Origin of the sequence: Garicola koreensis (assembly GCF_014195445.1) — a bacterium.
Taxonomy (GTDB): domain Bacteria; phylum Actinomycetota; class Actinomycetes; order Actinomycetales; family Micrococcaceae; genus Nesterenkonia; species Nesterenkonia koreensis.
On record NZ_JACIBT010000001.1, the window covers coordinates 451,109 to 469,884 of the forward strand.

Here is an 18,776-nt window from a genome sequence, read left to right on the forward strand (position 1 = left end):
GCTGGGGCTCACCAGCCGCGCTCGCGCCACTGGCTCAGCTGCGGCCGTTCCTCACCCAGAGTGGTCGGCGCCCCGTGACCGGGGTGGATGATGGTGTCGTCGTCGTACTCGTCGAAGATCCGGGTCTCCACATCGTCAATCAGTGAGGAGAAGTCCTCGCTGCTCCAGGTTTTGCCCACTCCGCCGGGGAAGAGCGCGTCCCCGGTGAAGATGTGGGCTGGGCCGTCCTCCACCGGGTAGACGAAGGCGACTGAGCCGGGGGTGTGACCACGCAGGTGGATCACATCCAGAGAGATCCCGTCGTACTGGAGGGTCTCACCGTGCTGCAGCCGTCGGTGGATGCTCACCCCCTGGGCCGATTCGATCGCTGCGGCGTCCTCGGCGCCGGCGGCCAGCTCCACCCCCTGCGTGTCCACCCCCCGCGTGCTCGCCAGCTGCGGCAGGGCGCGAATATGGTCCCAATGCTGATGGGTGGTGAGCACGGCGCGCAGACCGGGGGAGCAGGGGGTGTCTTCGGTGGCGGCGGTCAGCATCGCCTCCACGGTGTCAGGCTGATCGGCGGCGTCGATGAGCACCTGGACCCCCGACTTCTTGGCGGTGAGCAGGTAGACGTTGTTGCTCATCTCGCTCACTGCGATGCGCCGTACGGTGACTGCGGGCAGGTCGTAGATCAAGGATGTTTCCGGGGCCATGGGTTCCAGTGTATGCCGAGGCGCGGACTCACTCATAGGCCACGAAGCGGTGAATGTGCCCCTCGATCGTGACCTCGAACACTTGTTCGAGTCAGGGTTCGGTCGTAGAATGAGGCGCGTGCCTGAGACGTCTGCCCCCGTGATCGAATCTGTCGACGACTACTACCGCGCCGGGTCCGCGGAGGAGCCCGGTAAGAACGGTGCCGCCGCCGTCGGCCTGGCAGAGGCGGACCGCATCGTGGTCCAGGGCGCCCGCGAGCACAACCTGAAGAACGTCGGCGTCGAGCTGCCGCGCAATGCGTTCATCGTGTTCACCGGCCTCTCGGGGTCCGGGAAGTCCTCGCTGGCCTTCGACACCATCTTCGCCGAGGGCCAACGCCGGTACGTGGAGTCGCTCTCCGCCTACGCCCGCCAATTCTTGGGCCGGGTGGACAAGCCGGACATCGACTTCATCGAAGGACTCTCCCCAGCGGTCTCCATCGACCAGAAGTCCACCAGCCGCAACCCGCGCTCCACCGTGGGCACCGTCACGGAGATCCACGACTACCTGCGCCTGCTCTGGGCGCGCATCGGTGTGCCGCACTGCCCGCAGTGCGGTGAGGTGATCGACCGGCAGACCCCTCAGCAGATCGTCGACCAGGTCCTCGCCTTCCCGGAGAAGACCCGGTTCCAGGTGCTGGCCCCGGTGGTCCGTGACCGCAAGGGGGAGTTCAAGGACCTCTTCCGGGAGCTGGCCGGCTCAGGGTTCTCCCGCGCGCTGGTCGACGGCGAACTCATTCAGCTCAACGACCCGCCCACTCTGGAGAAGCAGTACAAGCACTCCATCGAAGTGGTCATCGACCGCCTGGTCATCCGCGAGGGCATCCAGCAGCGGCTCACCGACTCCGTGGAGACGGCGCTGAAGCAGGCCGATGGTCGGGTGCTCATCGACCTGGTCGACTTCGACGAGGCGGGCGAGCCCGCGAATCCCGACCGTGTGCCGGAGGGGCTGACCGGCCCCAAGTACCGCAGCTTCTCCGAGAACCTCGCCTGCCCCAATGAGCACCCGCTGCCCATTGACGAGATCGAACCGCGCACCTTCAGCTTCAACTCGCCCTTCGGCGCCTGCGAGGTCTGCTCCGGGATCGGATCGCGGCTGGAGGTCGATCCGGACCTGGTGGTCCCCGATGACACGCTCTCCCTCAACGAGGGCGCCATTGCTCCCTGGGCCATGGGGGTGGAGACGAAGAAATACTGGCTGCGGCTGATGAGCGGGCTCACCGAGGAGCTCGACTTCTCAATGACCACCCCGTGGAAGGACCTGCCCGCCAAAGCCAAGAAGGCGCTTCTGCACGGGCGCAACTTCAAGGTCAAAGTCTCCTACCGCAACCGGTGGGGCCGCGAGCGCCGCTACACCAGCGGGTTCGAAGGTGTGCTCTCCCACATTGAGCACAAGCACTCAGAGGTCGAGTCGGACAACGCCCGCGACCGCTACGCACAGTACATGCGCCAGATCCCCTGCCCGGGGTGCGACGGTCAGCGGCTGAACCCGGCGGTGCTGTCCGTGCTGGTCAACGGCCGCTCCATCGCCGATGTGGCCCGGCTGTCCCTGGAGGACTGCGCAGCGTTCTTCGCCGCACTGCAGCTGAGCGGCCGTGATGCCAAGATCGCTGATCAGGTGCTGAAGGAGATCGACGCCCGGCTGCAGTTTTTGCTCGACGTCGGCCTGACCTACCTCACCCTGGAGCGGGCCGCGGGCACGCTCTCCGGCGGAGAGGCCCAGCGCATCCGGCTGGCCACCCAGATCGGCTCCGGACTGGTGGGGGTGCTCTACGTGCTCGACGAGCCCTCCATCGGACTGCACCAGCGAGACAACGCCCGGCTCATCAAGACCCTGACCCGGCTGCGGGATCTGGGCAACACGCTCATCGTCGTTGAGCACGATGAGGAGACCATCGCCAAGGCTGACTGGATCGTAGACATCGGGCCCGGGGCGGGGGAGCGCGGCGGACACATCGTCCACTCCGGCTCCGTCGCGGGTCTGTACGAGAACCAGAACTCCATCACCGGCGACTACCTGGCCAACCGCAGAGTCATCGCCGTGCCGCAGCAGCGCCGCGCCGTCGACGCTGATCGCATGCTGCGCATCGTGGAGGCCGAGGAGAACAACTTAGACAACGTCAGCGTCGACGTCCCGCTGGGGGTGTTCCTCACCGTCACCGGGGTCTCGGGTTCGGGAAAGTCCACGCTGATCAACGAAATCATGGCCAAGGCCCTGGCGAATAAGCTCAACAACGCCCGCCAGGTGCCCGGCCGCCACCGCCGGATCGACGGCGTCGAAGATCACCTGGACAAAATCATCCAAGTCGACCAGAGCCCCATCGGCCGCACCCCACGGTCCAACCCGGCCACCTACACCGGGGTGTTCGACCACATTCGTAAGCTCTTCGCCTCCACCAACGAATCCAAGGCGCGCGGCTACCAGCCCGGACGGTTCAGCTTCAACATCAAGGGCGGACGCTGCGAAGCATGCACCGGCGACGGCACCCTGAAGATCGAAATGAACTTCCTGCCCGATGTCTACGTGCCCTGCGAGGTCTGCCAAGGGGATCGCTACAACCGCGAGACCCTGGAGATCCGCTACAAGGGCAAGAACATCGCCGAAGTGCTCAACATGCCCATCGAGCAGGCGGCAGACTTCTTCGCCGCCTTCGCACCCATCGCCCGGCACCTGAACACCCTGGTCGAGGTCGGGCTGGGCTACGTGCGGCTCGGTCAGGCCGCCACCACGCTCTCCGGCGGTGAGGCGCAGCGGGTGAAGCTCGCCTCCGAGCTGCAGAAGCGCTCCAACGGCCGCTCCATCTACGTCTTGGACGAGCCGACCACCGGGCTGCACTTCGAAGACATCCGCAAGCTCCTGGCCGTGCTGCAGGGTCTGGTGGACAAGGGCAACACCGTGGTCACCATCGAACACAACCTGGATGTCATCAAGTCCTCCGACTGGCTGCTGGATCTGGGGCCCGAGGGCGGATCCGGCGGGGGACTGGTCGTCGCCCAGGGCACTCCCGAGCAGGTGGCCGCCGAGCACCAGAGCACCGGTTCGCACACCGGCCGGTTCCTGGCGCCGGCGCTCAGCTGAGGAATGTGCCGGAATTGTTAGACTCCACCAAGTGAGCACTGCACCGGGGACACCTGAGACCACCGCCGTCCTGGAAGGACGCACCAAAGGCCAAGAGCGCATCCGCAGCGCCGGCGGATCACTGACGCGTCTGCTCTGCCGACCGGTGGTCACCGGACTCGAGAACGTGCCCGACGACGGCGGCTTCATCGTCGCCAGCAATCACTTAAGCTTCCTGGACTCCGTGCTGATCCAAGGGATCTTCCCCCGACCAGTGAGCTTCATCGCCAAAGCCGAGTACTTCACCCAACCCGGTCTGCGTGGCCGGGGCAAGAAGTTCTTCTTCGAATCCTTCGGCTCAGTGCCGGTGGACCGCACCAAACAGTCCGGTGCCGTGGAGGCGCTGTTCGACCTCACCACCATGATCAGAGCCGGCTACGGCATCGGCATCTACCCGGAGGGCACCCGCAGCCGTGACGGCAGGCTGTACCGGGGAAAGAACGGAGTCGGCTGGTTGGCCCTGGCCACCGGCGCCCCCGTCGTCCCCGTCGGGCTCATCGGCACCCAGCGGCTGCAGCCGCCGGGCCGGACCATGATCCGGCCGGCCAAGTTTCAGATGCACATCGGTGAGCCGCTGCAGTTCGAACACCTGGGGGAGAAGCACCCGCTGCCGGTGCGCCGGCAGGCCACCGGCCAGATCATGGACGCCATCGCCGAACTCTCCGGCCAGCAGCGGGTGCACGCCTACAACGCACCCCCCAGCGATCCAAGTCCGAGCGACCCAAGCACCCCACGCGACCCAAGCAGTGGAGCCGATGGCTGAACCGGCGTCGTACCGCCCCCAACCCGGCGAGATCCCCACCCATCCCGGGGTGTATCGGTTCCTGGACCCCCACGGTCGGGTCGTCTACGTGGGCAAGGCCAAGAGCCTGCGGTCCCGGCTGAACTCCTACTTCACCTCGGTGAAGCAGCTGCCGCCCAAAACCTTCGCCATGGTCCACGCCGCAGCCTCGGTGGAATGGACGGTGGTGGGTTCGGAGCTGGAGGCCATCCAGCTGGAGTACACCTGGATCAAGCAGCACACCCCGCGGTTCAACATCATGTACCGCGACGACAAGTCCTACCCGTACCTCGCGGTGACCATGAATGAGAAGGTCCCGCGGGTCCAAGTGATGCGCGGAGACAAGAAGCCCGGCGTCCGATACTTCGGTCCCTTCCACCCGGCCAAGGCCATCCGCGAAACCGTGGACACGATGCTGCGGGTCTTCCCCGTGCGCTCCTGCTCGGCCGGGGTCTATAAGCGTGCCGCCGCCTCCGGCAGGCCCTGTCTGCTGGGCTACATCGACAAATGCGCCGCCCCCTGCGTGGGGAACATCTCCGTGGAGGACCATCGCGAGCTCGCCGAGGAGTTCGTCGACGTCATGGCGGGCCGGCCCGGACCCCATATGCGCCGCATCGAAGGCCAGATGAAGCAGGCCGTCACCGAGCTGCGCTACGAGGACGCCGCCCGCCACCGCGACGAGCTGGAGGCGCTGCGCCGGGTGTTCGAACGCAACGCCGTGGTCCTGCCCGAAGCTACCGAAGCCGACATCTTCGCCTTCGCCCAGGACGAGCTGGAGGCCAGCGCCCAGGTCTTCCACGTGCGGCAGGGCCGGATCCGCGGTCAGCGCGGCTGGATCTCAGAGAAGGTCGAAGAGATCGACGACGCCCGCCTCGCTGAGCAGCTGGTGCTGCAGATCTACGGCGATATGCCCGACGCCGAACGGATCCCCCGCGAAGTCCTGGTCCCTGCGCTGCCGGAGAACCACGCCGAACTGACCGAATGGCTCTCAGAACGCCGCGGAGCACGGGTGAGCCTGCGGGTGCCGCGCCGCGGGGACAAGGCGGCGCTGCTGGGCACCGTGGCGGAGAACGCCGAACAGGCGCTGAAGCTGCACAAGGCACGGCGCTCCAGCGACATCACCACCCGTTCGGCCGCGCTGCGCGAGCTGCAGGGTGCCCTGGATCTCGCCGAGCCGCTGATGCGCATCGAATGCTTCGACGTCTCCCACACCTCCGGGACCAATGTGGTGGCCTCCATGGTGGTGCTTGAGGACGGTCTGCCCAAGAAGCGCGACTACCGCCGGTTCTCCATACGCGGTGACGTCGCCGTCGATGACACTGCTGCGATGCACGATGTGATCACCCGGCGCTTCAGCAGGTACTTGAAGGAGATCGCCGAGCAGGGCCCGCTGGAGTCTGGTGAGATCTCCGAGGCTACCGGGCGCGATGAGCAGAAGTTCGCCTACCCGCCCAGCCTGGTCGTCGTCGACGGGGGTCAGCCCCAGGTCAACGCCGCCCGCTGGGCACTGGACGAACTGGGCCTGCAGGAGATGGCTGTGGTCGGCCTCGCCAAGCGGTTGGAAGAGGTCTGGCTGCCTCAGGACGATTTTCCGCTGGTGCTGCCGCGCACCTCCGAGGCACTCTTCATGCTGCAGCGGATTCGCGATGAGGCCCACCGGTTCGCCATCCAGCACCACCGTTCGGCACGGTCGAAGCAGATGACCGCCTCCGCCCTGGACGAGGTGGCAGGTCTGGGACCCAAGCGCCGGGCAGCGGTGGTGGCCCACTTCGGCTCGGTGGCGAACCTCACCAAAGCCACTGCGGAACAGGTCGCAGAGGTCCCCGGCATCGGGGCGCAGACCGCCCAGAGCATCCTGGAGCACCTGCGGGGCAGCGGCCCGGAATCCGGCTGACGGCGACCGCTCCACGGGGTAGAGTCGTGACCATGAGCCACCAGTCCGCACACGGGGAGCACGACGCCGCCGCAGGCGCCGCACCGGCTGCGGCGAACCCCGCACAGCAGCCCGCGCAGCAGCCCAGTCTGGAATCGGTCAAGCCCCCGGAGAAGGAGCTGCTGATCATCACCGGCATGTCCGGGGCCGGGCGCACCACCGCCTCCCACGCGCTGGAAGACATGGGCTGGTACGTGGTGGAGGGACTGCCGCCGGAGCTCATCGCCACCATGATGGACCTGGTGGCGCGCAACCCCGGCTCCGTGGAGAAGATGGCCGTGGTCCTCGACGCGCGAAGCCGCGGACTCTACTCTTCGATGCAGGAGAGCCTCGCCCAGATCGCCGCAGCCGGCATCACCTACCGGGTGCTGTTCCTGGAGGCCTCCGACGAGCTGCTGGTGCGCCGGTTCGAACAGGGCCGGCGGCCCCACCCGCTGCAGGGCTCCGGGCGCATACTGGACGGGCTGCGGGCCGAACGTGAGATGCTGGCCGCGGTCAAGGAGCAGGCCGACATCGTGCTGGACACCACGGACTTGAACGTGCACACCCTGGCAAACTCCGTCAACGAGCTCTTCAACGACGACGGCCCCATCACTCTGCGACTGAACGTGATGAGCTTCGGCTTCAAGTACGGGGTGCCGGCCGATGCCAACTACTTGGCCGATGTGCGCTTCATCCCCAATCCGCACTGGGTGCCGGAACTTCGCGCGCTGACCGGCCAGGACGAGCAGGTCCGTGACTACGTCCTCGTGAACAAGGGCGCCGGTGAGTTCGTGGACCGCTATGTGGAGGCCCTGATGCCGGTGCTGGAGGGCTACCGTCAGGAGAACAAGCACTACGCCACACTGGCGGTCGGCTGCACCGGCGGCAAGCATCGCTCCGTGGCGATCGGCGACGAACTGGCACGTCGTCTGGCGCAGCTGCCCAACGTCACCGTGAACACCGTGCACCGCGACCTGGGCCGGGAGTAGGGCCGACTGCCATGAGTCAGCCCATCCCCGGGTCGCCGCCGCTGACCACCACCCAGAACCTCCGGAACCTGCCCGGGGGTCCCTCGTTCCGCGTCTCCGCCCTCGGCGGGGGCCATGGGCTCAAAGCCACCCTCGCAGCGCTGCGCATCATCGCCGCCGAGCACCTGACGGCCGTGTGCACCGTAGCCGACGACGGCGGCTCCTCCGGCCGGCTGCGCCAGGACATGGACATCATCCCCCCAGGGGATCTGCGCATGGCGCTGACCGCGCTCTGCGACGACACCGACTGGGGCAGGACCTGGGCCGATGTGATGCAGCACCGGTTCACCTCCAAGGCCGGAGTGACCGGCAGCCTCGATGGCCACGCCATGGGCAACCTGCTCATCGTCGCCCTGTGGGAGCTGCTGGGCGATCCCGTGGACGGGCTGCGCTGGGCCGGGGCGCTGCTCGGAGCCCGCGGACAGGTGCTGCCGATGTCTCGGACCCCGCTGACCATGTCCGGACTGGTCCAGCCTGAGCAGGCCGAGAAGCAGCAGGGGCGCATCTCATCGCAGGCGGAGCTGGCCCACGCCGGCAAGCTCGGACGGCTCACCGACGTCCAGATTCACCCGGCCGAAGCTGAAGCGTGCGCTGAGGCGGTCACCGCCATCGAGCTCAGCGACTGGATCGTGTTCGGCCCCGGCTCCTGGTACACCTCCGTGCTGCCGCACCTGCTGCTGGAGGATCTGCGCAGCGCCCTCAACGAGACCGAAGCCAAGCGCTGTGTGGTGATGAACCTCAATGCTGACACCGGCGAGACCCGCGGCATGAGCCCGGCGGAGCACCTGGATGTCATCGCCCACTACGCCCCGGGCCTGCGCATCGACGCCGTCGTTGCGGATCTGGGCAGCGTCAGCGAGGCGGAGCAGGAAGAGTTCGCCGCAGCGGCAGAGCGGCTGGGAGCGGAGATCACCTACGCCCGGGTCCGCAGCAAGGACCGGCCCGACGTCCACGACCCGCTGCGCCTGGCCATCGCATTCAACGAGGTGTTCCATGGGTGAGCGCCGTTCACCGGAGCTGATGAGGCAGTTTGCCTGACTCAGACGAAACTTCAGTACGATGGCCCTCGCTGAGAAGGCCACCGACCACCACGACGACGACACCTGCAAGGACCCGATAGCTATGGCGCTGACCGAGTCGGTCAAGGACGAACTCTCCAGAGTCGAGGTTTCCACCACCTCCGAGCGCAAGGCCGAGGTCTCGGCGATGCTGCGCTTCGCCAGCGGCCTGCACGTGGTCTCCCGACGAATCGTCATCGAGGCCGAACTCGACCACGCGGTCACTGCACGCCGGCTGCGCGCCCACCTGGGGGAGATCTATGGGCACAGCTGCGAGATCATCGTCGTCTCCGGAAACGGGCTGAAGCGCGGGGCCCGCTACGTGGTGCGGGTCGTGCGGGAGGCCGATGCGCTGGCACGCCAGACCGGTCTGGTCGACGCGCGCGGCCGGCCCGTTCGGGGCCTGCCCGCCGTCATCGTCAACGGTTCGGCCGCAGATGCCGTCGCCGTGTGGCGCGGAGCCTTCCTCTCCCACGGGTCCCTGACGGAACCCGGCCGGTCCTGCTCCCTGGAAGTCACCTGCCCCGGCCCGGAAGCCGCCCTGGCGCTGGTCGGCGCTGCCCGCCGGCTGGGAATCACTGCCAAGGCCCGCGAAGTGCGCAGCGCAGATCGTGTGGTGATCCGCGACGCCGACTCCATCGCCCAGCTGCTCACCCACATGGGAGCCCGCAGGACCCTGGGGGTATGGCAGCAGCGGCGTCAGCGGCGCGAGCACCGTGCATCAGCCAACCGGCTGGCCAACTTCGACGACGCCAACCTGCGCCGCTCCGCACAGGCCGCTGTGGCCGCCGGGGCCCGGGTGGAGCGGGCCCTGGAGATCCTCGGCGAAGACGTGCCCGAACACCTGGAGTACGCGGGCCGGCTGCGCCTGCAGCATAAGCACGCCTCCCTCGATGAGCTCGGCCGCCTCGCTGATCCGCCCATGACTAAGGACGCCATCGCAGGACGGATCCGCAGGCTGCTGGCAATGGCCGATAAGCGCGCCGGGGATCAGGGCGTCGCCGGCACCGAGAAGAACGTCACCGAGGAGATGCTGGACAGCTGAGGGTTCCACCAGTGGTGAAATCGGCACGTCACAGTGCTTCACCCCCTTTCAGGTCTGCGCGCAGGTGCATAGGATTGAAGCCAGCGAGGCGCTGACCTCGACAAAACCGTCATTAGGAGGAACGCATGGCTGAATACACCCTTCCTGAGCTTGACTACGACTATGGCGCCCTGGAGCCGCACATCTCCGGACGCATCATGGAACTGCACCACTCCAAGCACCACAACACCTATGTGGGCGGGGCGAACACCGCCCTGGAGAAGCTGGCCGAGGCCCGGGAGAAGGAGGACTACTCCACCACTCCGAAGCTGCTGAAGGATCTGCAGTTCAACCTGGGTGGCCACACCAACCACTCCATTTTCTGGAAGAACATGACCCCCAACGGCCAGGGCCGCCCCGAGGGTGAGCTGGCAGCTGCCATCGACGAGTACTTCGGCGGTTTCGAGAAGTTCCGCGACCAGTTCACCCAGGCTGCGCTGACCATTCAGGGCTCCGGCTGGGCCATCCTGGCCTACGAGCCCATCGGCGGAAACCTGGTGATCGAGCAGTTCTACGATCAGCAGAACGGTGTGCCGGTGGCCACTACTCCGCTGCTCATGCTGGACATGTGGGAGCACGCCTTCTACCTGGACTACCAGAACGTGAAGCCCGACTACGTGAAGGCGTTCTGGAACGTCGTCAACTGGGACGACGTCGCCTCGCGACTGGCCGCCGCCCGTGCAGGCGCCGCGAAGCTGGTCACCCCCTGATACACCAGTATGGTGCACCTCACAGGATTTAGTGCGACTGTGAGACAATAGTCAGAGACAATTGAACACGTTCTGCAGATCACCTGAGGACAACGACGTTATTGGGGGTCGGCGGGCTGAAGCCTATTCAGTCTGCCGGTCCCCAACGCGTGTCTGAGGGCAGTTATCCCCTCAACTGCAGCCGGAGACGGAAGGAAGCCCCCACACTATGGCGACGAAGATCGCAATCAACGGTTTCGGACGGATCGGACGCAACGTCCTGCGCGTCCTGGAGGACCAGGGTCAGGACCTTGAGCTCGTGGCCGTCAACGACCTCACAGATCCGCAATCGCTGGTGAATCTGACCAAGTACGACTCGGTGCTGGGCCGTTTTCCCCAAGAGGTGACACTGCAGGATGATCATCTGGTCGCCGGGGACCGCCGCATCAGGCTGCTCTCCGACCGGGACCCGGCCAACCTGCCCTGGGGTGAGCTGGGCGTCGATATCGTCATCGAGGCGACCGGAATCTTCACCACCAAGGCCTCGGCCTCCAAACACTTGGACGCCGGAGCGAAGAAGGTCCTCATCTCGGCTCCGTCCAAGGACTCCGACGCCACCCTGATTTTGGGCATCAACGAAGACACCTACGACGCCCAGCGGCACACGGTGGTCTCCAACGCCTCCTGCACCACCAACTGCCTGGCGCCGCTGGTGAAGGTGCTCAACGACGAGTTCGGCATCGTTGAGGGCCTGATGACCACCATCCACTCCTACACCGGAGACCAGCGTCTGCACGACGCCCCACACTCGGATGCTCGCCGCGCCCGTGCTGCGGGGGTGAACATGGTCCCGACCTCCACCGGGGCTGCGGCAGCCATCGGCGAGGTCATCCCCGAGGTGGACGGCAAACTCGACGGCTTCGCAGTTCGGGTCCCCACCATCACCGGCTCAGGAACCGACCTGACGGTGACCATCGACAAGAACGGGGTCACCTCCGAGGACGTCAACGCCGCCTTCAAAAAGGCGTCCGAAGGCTCCTTGGCCGGTGCTCTGGCCTACAACGAGGACCCGATCGTCTCCACCGACATCATCGGTGACCCCCACGCCTCGATCTTCGACGCTCCGCTGACCAAAGTCATCGGCAACACGGTCAAGGTCTTCTCCTGGTACGACAACGAATACGGCTACACCTCCCGCCTGGTCGAAATGGCACACTACATCGGACAGCGGCTCTGACAGCGGGCCCGGCAGCGGCACGCTGCGCATCCCTGAGCCTGTCGTGAACCTGTAGTGGGCGTTACGTGCCGGAAAACACCAGCGTGGTCGGATTATTGCGGCGCATATCGCCCACTTGCGACGGCAGCGGCCCGCGCCGGGCCCGATACCACGCTGGGAGGTCCCAGTTCCCCAAACAGCGGGGGACCGGGGCGCCGACGCATCCAGAGATTGGTAATCTGAGCACTGAGAGCCGGGCCCCGGCTTGAGCGCCGCACGATGAGAAGGGAAGCTTGCAGACGATGACCGCAGCCACACTCAGCACCCTGATGGCCGAAGGTCTGACCGGCCGCATCGTGCTGGTCCGCTCAGACCTGAACGTGCCGCTCGCCGAGGGCCGGGTCACCGATGATGGCAGAATCCGTGCCTCCCTGCCGGTGCTGGAGAAGCTGGCCGGAGCAGGAGCCCGAGTCATCGTCACCGCCCACCTGGGTCGGCCGAAGGGGGCACCCGATCCGCAGTACTCGCTGGCCCCGGTGGCAGAGCGCATGGAGGAGCTGGCCCACGTGCCGGTGAAGCGTGCCGAAGACCTGGTCGGCCCCGGCGCCCGCACCGCGGCGGCCGAGCTGGACGACGGCGAGATCCTGCTACTGGAGAACGTCAGATTCGACCCCCGAGAAACGTCCAAGGAATCTGCCGAACGTGCGCAGCTGGCCCAGGAACTGGCTGCGCTGACCGGTGAGCGCGGCGCCTACGTCAACGACGCCTTCGGTGCGGTGCACCGCAAACACGCCTCCGTCTTCGACATCGCGGACATACTGCCCGCCTACCAGGGAGACCTGGTCGCCGCGGAGCTGGAGGTGCTGAACAGGCTCACGGCGAACCCGAACCGGCCCTACACTGTGGTGCTCGGCGGCTCCAAGGTCTCCGACAAGCTGGCCGTGATCGAGAACCTGATCCCCAGGGCCGACACGCTGCTCATCGGCGGGGGCATGGTCTTCACCTTCGCCAAAGCACTGGGCCACGGCATCGGCGCCTCCCTGGTGGAGGACGACAAACTGGACACCGTCAAAGACTTCATCGACCGGGCCGCACAGCAGGACTGCAGACTGGTGCTGCCCACCGACATCGTCATGGCCGCCTCCTTCGCGCCCGATGCAGAGCACGAGGTGCTCCCGCTGGAGGCGCTGGAGAGCGGCCGCCACGGCGCCGACGCCCTGGGGCTGGACATCGGACCCGAATCCGCAGAGGCGTTCGCCACCGAGATCAGCTCATCCAACACCGTCTTCTGGAACGGCCCCATGGGAGTCTTTGAGATGGAAGCCTTCGCCGGAGGCACCATGGCCGTAGCCGAGGCGCTATCCGAGACCGACGGGCTCTCGGTGGTCGGCGGCGGCGACTCGGCAGCCGCAGTGCGTGCCCTGGGCTTCGCCGACTCCGCCTTCGGCCATATCTCCACCGGCGGCGGCGCCAGCCTGGAATACCTGGAGGGTAAGCGGCTGCCCGGCATCGAGGCCCTCGGCGCCTGAACCGCAGCTGCCACCCACGGCCGCGCCCACCCCCCCCCGACGAAAGGGAGTTATACGATGACTGCACAGAAGGACGGCACGTTCACCCGCCGCCCGCTCATCGCCGGCAACTGGAAGATGAACATGGATCATATGCAGGCGATCGCCCTGGTCCAAAAGCTGGCGTGGACCCTGGACGACGCCGACCACGACTACCGGCGGGTACAGGTCTCGGTCTTCCCGCCCTTCACCGACCTGCGCGGGGTGCAGACTCTGGTGAGGGGTGACAAACTCGACCTGGACTACGGCGCCCAGGACCTCTCCGCCCACGACTCGGGGGCCCACACCGGTGACGTCTCCGGAGCGTTTCTGCAGAAGCTGGGGTGCGCGCAGGTCCTCATCGGCCACTCCGAACGCCGTGAGAACCACAGCGAGGACGACGAGACTGTGCGCTCGAAGATCCACGCCGCACTGCGCCACGAACTGGCCCCGGTGCTGTGCATCGGAGAGGGGCTGGAAGTCCGTGAAGCCGGCGAACATGTGCAGCACACGCTGGCCCAGCTTCAGGCAGCGCTGCAGGGCATCACCGCCGAAGAGCTGGGGGAGCTGGTCGTCGCCTATGAGCCCGTGTGGGCCATCGGAACCGGCAAAGTGGCCGGGCCCGAGGACGCCCAGCAGATGAGCGCGGCCATCCGCGCCAAACTCGCCGAGCTCTACAGCGGCGGATTCGCTGACACGATCCGGGTCATCTACGGCGGCTCTGTGAAGTCCGGCAACGTCGCCCACATCCTCCAAGGCTCCGATGTGGACGGGGCGCTGGTCGGTGGAGCCTCCCTGGACGCGGAGGAGTTCGCCAAGATCGCCCGGTTCGAAAAACACATCACCGACTAAAAGCTGTATCCTGTTAGGCGCGTGAAGTCGCCCTCATACTTTGAAAGGTCTCAGTGTCTCTCCTGACGATTGGACTCCAAGTCCTGCTGCTGCTGATCAGCGTGCTGCTGATCCTCCTCATCCTGCTGCATAAGGGACGCGGCGGCGGCATGTCGGATATGTTCGGCGGCGGGGTGACCAGCTCGCTGGGCTCATCCGGGGTCGCCGAACGCAACCTCACCCGACTCACCGTGGTCCTGGGCATCGTCTGGGGGCTGATCATCGTCAGCCTGGCGCTGCTCATCCAAGTCAACTCAGGCTGGTAGACCAGCCGCTTCACAGGCTTCGACGACCTCCGCTAACGCAGCCTCCACTGGCGCCCGTCGCGGCGTAGCAGGTCGTTCGAGGACTCGGGGCCCCAGGAGCCTGGGGCATAGGGCATCGGCTGCTGCGTCTGTGACTCCCAGTGCTTGAGGAACGGGTCAAGAATCTGCCAGGAGAGCTCCACCTCACGGTGGCGGGGGAACAGGGGAGGGTCTCCCAGCAGCACATCGAGGATCAGGCGCTCATAGGCCTCGGGGGACTGCTCCGTGAAAGTGCTTCCGTAGCTGAAGTCCATGTCGACGTCGCGAATGTCCATCTGGGTTCCGGGCACTTTGGAGGCCAGGCGCAGCGTGGCACCCTCGTTCGGCTGGATCCGGATGATCAGCGCATTCTGCCCGAACTGATCCTCGTCGGCACTGGTGAACAGCAGGTTCGGGGCCCGGCGGAACATCACCGCAATCTCCGTGACCCGGGTGGCCAGCCGCTTGCCGCTGCGCAGGTAGAAGGGGACTCCGGCCCAGCGCCGGGTGCGCACACCCAGTTTGAACGCCGCAAACGTTTCGGTGATCGACTCCGGGTCGAAGCCCTCCTCATTGAGGAAGCCTGCGATGCTCTGCCCGTTCTGCTCACCGGAGCTGTACTGACCTCGGGCGCTGGCCGCATCGAGGTCCTCGGGGACCTGCACGGCCTCCAGCACCTTCTCCTTCTCCCGCCGCAGGTGATCGGCGTCGAAGTTGATGGGCTCCTCCATGGCGGTCAGCGCCAGCAGCTGCAGCAGATGGTTCTGGATGACGTCTCGAGCGGCGCCGACGCCGTCGTAGTAGCTGGCACGGCCTTCGATGCCGATCTCCTCAGCCATGGTGATCTGGACATGATCAACATGCTGGTTGTTCCACAGCGGTTCGAAGAGCCGATTGGCGAAGCGCAGCGCTAAGAGGTTCTGGACCGTCTCTTTGCCCAGATAGTGGTCGATACGGAACACCTCGTTGGAGGCGAACACCGACTCCACCACCTGGTTGAGCTCGTGTGCGCTGGCCTCGTCGTGGCCGAAGGGCTTCTCAATGATGACCCGGGACCAGGAATCCACTGCCGACTGGGAGCGGCGTGCCAGCCCATGGGCAGAGAGCTTCTCGCAGACCGTCTCGAAGGAATTGGGCGGGATCGAGAGGTAGAAGGCATGGTTTCCTCCCGTTCCGCGGGAGTCCTCCAGCTCCACCAGGGTCTGGCCCAAGCGGGCGAAGGCATCGTCGTCGTCGAATCCCTGGGCCGGGACGAACCGCAGCCCGGCGGCGAGCCGCTGCCAAGTCTCCGCGTTGAAGGGTGTGCGGGCGCCGGCTCGGACGTAGCTCTCCACCTCAGCGGCGAAATCAGCGTCGCTCCAGTCGCGGCGGCCGAACCCGACGACGCAGAAGCTATCCGGCAGCAGCCTGCGGTTGGCCAGATCGTAGAGGGCCGGCAGCAGCTTCTTGCGCGCCAGGTCACCGGTGACGCCGAACATCACCAGGGCGCAGGGCCCCGCCGGCCGTGAGGAGGCGCTGCCCTGCTGTGCGGCGGAGCTGGGCCGCAGTGCCTGCGCCAGGGGATCACCGTGGGGTGAGGACGTGGACCGCATCAGCCCAGTTCGCCTACGACCTCGAGAAGTTGGGAGATGCCGGCACCTCGGTCGCTCAGGTGCAGCTGGAGCACCGGTCGGCCGTGATCGGCGAGCACCTGGGCATCACCGTCAGCCTGGGCGGAGATCAGACTGCCCAGGGTGAAGGGCCGGTCCGGGACCTGCAGGTCATGGTCAGCGGCGGCAGTGATCTGCAGAAAGACGCCGACGGCGGGCCCACCCTTGTGAAACTGCCCCGTGGAGTGCAGGAACCGGGGGCCCCAGCCGAAAGTGGTCGGCCGGCCGGACTGCGCGGCCAACTGAGGTCTGAGGTCGCCGAGCTGGGACTCTGCGATCCGGTCCAGATACGCCATCACCGCCACATAGCCGTTGTCCGGCACCCGAGCCAGCAGCGCCTGCACGGATTCGGCCACAGTTGCCTGCCCGGAGGTCAGCAGCACCTGATCACCACGGGTGCGGATCTCCACGGCGCCGTCTCGGATCGGTTCCCCGGCGGCAGGGGCGGGGGAGTCAAGCAGCCCACGCGCAGCGGCCTTGGCCGACTCCACATCCGGCTGATCGAAGGGGTTGACGCCCAGCACGGCTCCGGCGACTGCCGTGGCGGTCTCCCACAGCATGAACTGGGCGCCCAGGCTTCCGCCGGTGCGCACCACATGGGGGGTCACGACCGTCTCCTCCGGATCGGCATCGACGGAGGCACCGTCCTCAGCCTCGACGTCTACGATCTCCACCACCAGGACATCACCGGCCTCGCGGGTCAGCTCCGGTTCACCGTCGGCGACGATCACCGGCAGCACCCCGGTGCCGTCCTTGCCGGTGGACTCGGCGATCAGCTGCTCGATCCAGGCGCCCAGCCCCACCAGCGTCGAGCCGGCGTCGACGATCACCAGCTTGTCGCGCAGCGGGGAGGTGGCCGAGATGGCCGCCCCCAGCTGCAGGCCGGGGTTGGCCGCGTCGTCGGCGAAGAGAACCTCAGCGGCATCCTCAGCGTCTTCCAGCAGCGTCTCCACGTCGGCTCCGGCCAGCCCAGAGGGGACGAGGCCGAAGGCAGTGAGCGCCGAGTACCGGCCGCCCACCGTAGGGTCCGCGGTGAACAGTGCCCGCACACCGTCCTGCTCAGACTGCTGGGCCAACGGTGAGCCCGGATCAGTCACCACCACTGTGCGTGACTGGGGGTCGATGCCGGCGTCGGCGAAGGCTCGCTGTACGATCCGTCGCTGCGAGTCGGTCTCCACTGTGGAGCCGGATTTGGATGAGACCACCAACACGGTGCGGTCCAGATCCGTCAGCGTCGCTGCGACCTGCTGCGGGTCGGTGGAGTCCAGCACCACCAGGTCGACGTCGTCGCTGGCGCAGATCACCTCCGGCGCCAAGGATGAGCCGCCCATACCGGCCAGCAGCACGCGGGTGACGCCCTCTGCGGCCAGATTCTCCCGCAGCTGACCGATTTGGCTCAGCAGTGCTTGCGCGGACTCGAAGGGGGAGACCCATCCGAGTCGTTCAGCCGCCTCACTCTCCGCAGCCGGGCCCCACAGCGTGTGGTCCTTGGCCGCCAGCCGGGAGGCAAACTCGTGATCGAGCAGGCCGGGGACCTGCGCCTCGGCACCGGCGCGGGCGGCGCCCAACAGTGACAGCGACAGCGAACTCATAGTCAGACTTCCTTTTCAGTCAGGTAATACGACGGCGGCGACTGCGCAGTCCTGAAGACTCAGGAGTTGCGCTTCAGCCCCTCATCGATGGTGCTCAGCAGCCCCTGCCAGGACTTGTCGAACTTCTCCAGGCCCTCGCGCTCCAGTGTCTCGACGACGTCGCGGTAGTCGATGCCGGCGGCGGAGACACCGTCGAGCACCCGGTTGGAGTCCACGTAGGTGTCCGTCATCGTGTCGCCTTCGACCTCGCCCTGCTCGGCCAGCGAATTGAGCGTCTTCTCCGGCATCGTGTTGACCACACCGGCGGCGGCCAGCTCAGTGACGTAGAGGGTGTCGGAGAGGTTCGGGTCCTTGGTGCCGGTGGAGGCCAGCAGCAGCCGCTGCGGCTGACCGCCGCGCTCGGCCAGCAGGAGCCACCGTTCGGAGCTGAAGGACTCCGTGGCGATCTGGTGGGCCAGGCGTGCGTTGGCGATGGCCGCCCGGGACTTCAGCTTCTCCGTGCTGGGCCTGCCCTCTTCAGCGGCAAGCTCGAGGCGATGGTCCACCTCAGTGTCCACCCGCGAGACGAAGAAGCTGGCCACCGAGTGAATCTTGGAGATGTCCAGGCCGTCCGCGTGGGCCTTCTCCAGACCCAGCATGAACGCGTTGATCACAGCCCGGTAGCGCTCCAGGGAGAACACCAGGGTCACGTTGACGCTGATGCCCTCGGCCAGCACCGCGGCGATGGCCTCGATTCCCTCAACGGTGGCAGGAATCTTGATCATCACGTTCTCGCGGTCCACCGCTTTGTAGAGTCGCTTGGCCTCTTCGATGGTTGCCTCAGCATCGCGGGCGAGCCGAGGGTCGACCTCGATGGAGACCCTGCCGTCGACGCCGTTGGTGGCCGAGTAGACCCCGGCGAACAGGTCGCAGGCATCGCGCACGTCCGAGGTGGTGATCTCGAAGACGGCCTGCTCGGCGTCGGCGCCCCGGGAGGCCAGCTGGCTGAGCGCCTGCTCATAAGCATCGCCGGAGTTCACGGCCGCTTCGAAGATCGTGGGGTTGGTGGTGACCCCGACCACATGGTGGCTGTCGATCAGCTTGGCCAGGGACCCGGAGTTCAGCCGCTCCCGTGACATGTCGTCCAACCAGATGGAGACGCCGAGGTCGGAGAGTTCTTTGGTGTGCCGGTTTCCGGTGTCTTCTGCGGTCAT

15 protein-coding genes are annotated in these 18,776 nt (G+C 66.6%); 11 read left to right on the forward strand and 4 right to left on the reverse strand.

Annotated elements, in window-relative coordinates; all coding sequences use genetic code 11:
* Positions 1–8: 8 nt before the first annotated feature.
* Positions 9–692: an MBL fold metallo-hydrolase gene (locus FHX47_RS02105; RefSeq protein WP_183357222.1), complete on the reverse strand. Its 684-nt coding sequence runs from the start codon at positions 690–692 to the stop codon at positions 9–11.
* Between the two features lie 217 nt (positions 693–909).
* Between FHX47_RS02105 and uvrA the strand changes: the two genes are divergently transcribed.
* From uvrA to secG, 11 genes are all read left to right on the forward strand, one after another.
* Positions 910–3,810, forward strand: a complete 2,901-nt coding sequence (gene uvrA, locus FHX47_RS02110; protein WP_246327973.1) for an excinuclease ABC subunit UvrA — start codon at positions 910–912, stop codon at positions 3,808–3,810.
* A 70-nt stretch (positions 3,811–3,880) separates the two neighbouring features.
* Positions 3,881–4,612, forward strand: a complete 732-nt coding sequence (locus FHX47_RS02115) for a lysophospholipid acyltransferase family protein (protein ID WP_221206019.1) — start codon at positions 3,881–3,883, stop codon at positions 4,610–4,612.
* Entirely contained in the window at positions 4,605–6,524 is a 1,920-nt protein-coding gene (gene uvrC / locus FHX47_RS02120; protein WP_183357224.1) for an excinuclease ABC subunit UvrC, read from the forward strand. The genes FHX47_RS02115 and uvrC overlap by 8 nt, the downstream gene beginning before the upstream one ends.
* 32 nt (positions 6,525–6,556) lie before the next feature.
* Entirely contained in the window at positions 6,557–7,534 is a 978-nt protein-coding gene (gene rapZ, locus FHX47_RS02125) for an RNase adapter RapZ (RefSeq protein WP_183357225.1), read from the forward strand.
* A gap of 11 nt (positions 7,535–7,545) precedes the next feature.
* Positions 7,546–8,574: a gluconeogenesis factor YvcK family protein gene (locus tag FHX47_RS02130; protein WP_183357226.1), complete on the forward strand. Its 1,029-nt coding sequence runs from the start codon at positions 7,546–7,548 to the stop codon at positions 8,572–8,574.
* 121 nt (positions 8,575–8,695) lie between these two features.
* Entirely contained in the window at positions 8,696–9,676 is a 981-nt protein-coding gene (whiA, locus tag FHX47_RS02135; RefSeq protein ID WP_183357822.1) for a DNA-binding protein WhiA, read from the forward strand.
* Positions 9,677–9,801: 125 nt separating this feature from the next.
* Positions 9,802–10,425 (forward strand): superoxide dismutase, encoded by a 624-nt coding sequence (locus tag FHX47_RS02140; RefSeq protein WP_183357227.1) that lies wholly within the window; start codon positions 9,802–9,804, stop codon positions 10,423–10,425.
* A 208-nt stretch (positions 10,426–10,633) separates the two neighbouring features.
* On the forward strand, positions 10,634–11,641 hold the full coding sequence (gap, locus tag FHX47_RS02145) for a type I glyceraldehyde-3-phosphate dehydrogenase (RefSeq protein ID WP_183357228.1): 1,008 nt from the start codon (positions 10,634–10,636) through the stop codon (positions 11,639–11,641).
* 281 nt (positions 11,642–11,922) lie between these two features.
* A complete protein-coding gene (locus FHX47_RS02150) occupies positions 11,923–13,149 on the forward strand; it encodes a phosphoglycerate kinase (RefSeq protein ID WP_183357229.1) in 1,227 nt (408 codons plus the stop codon).
* Between the two features lie 57 nt (positions 13,150–13,206).
* A complete protein-coding gene (gene tpiA, locus FHX47_RS02155) occupies positions 13,207–14,019 on the forward strand; it encodes a triose-phosphate isomerase (RefSeq protein WP_183357230.1) in 813 nt (270 codons plus the stop codon).
* Positions 14,020–14,072: 53 nt separating this feature from the next.
* Positions 14,073–14,324, forward strand: a complete 252-nt coding sequence (gene secG / locus FHX47_RS02160) for a preprotein translocase subunit SecG (RefSeq protein WP_183357231.1) — start codon at positions 14,073–14,075, stop codon at positions 14,322–14,324.
* A 32-nt stretch (positions 14,325–14,356) separates the two neighbouring features.
* Here secG and zwf read toward each other — a convergent pair whose 3' ends face one another.
* From zwf to tal, 3 genes are all read right to left on the reverse strand, one after another.
* Complete coding sequence (gene zwf / locus FHX47_RS02165) at positions 14,357–15,820, reverse strand: glucose-6-phosphate dehydrogenase (protein ID WP_246327976.1); 1,464 nt, start codon at positions 15,818–15,820, stop codon at positions 14,357–14,359.
* 113 nt (positions 15,821–15,933) lie between these two features.
* Entirely contained in the window at positions 15,934–17,583 is a 1,650-nt protein-coding gene (locus FHX47_RS02170; RefSeq protein WP_183357233.1) for a glucose-6-phosphate isomerase, read from the reverse strand.
* Between the two features lie 59 nt (positions 17,584–17,642).
* Positions 17,643–18,776 (reverse strand): transaldolase, encoded by a 1,134-nt coding sequence (gene tal / locus FHX47_RS02175; protein WP_183357234.1) that lies wholly within the window; start codon positions 18,774–18,776, stop codon positions 17,643–17,645.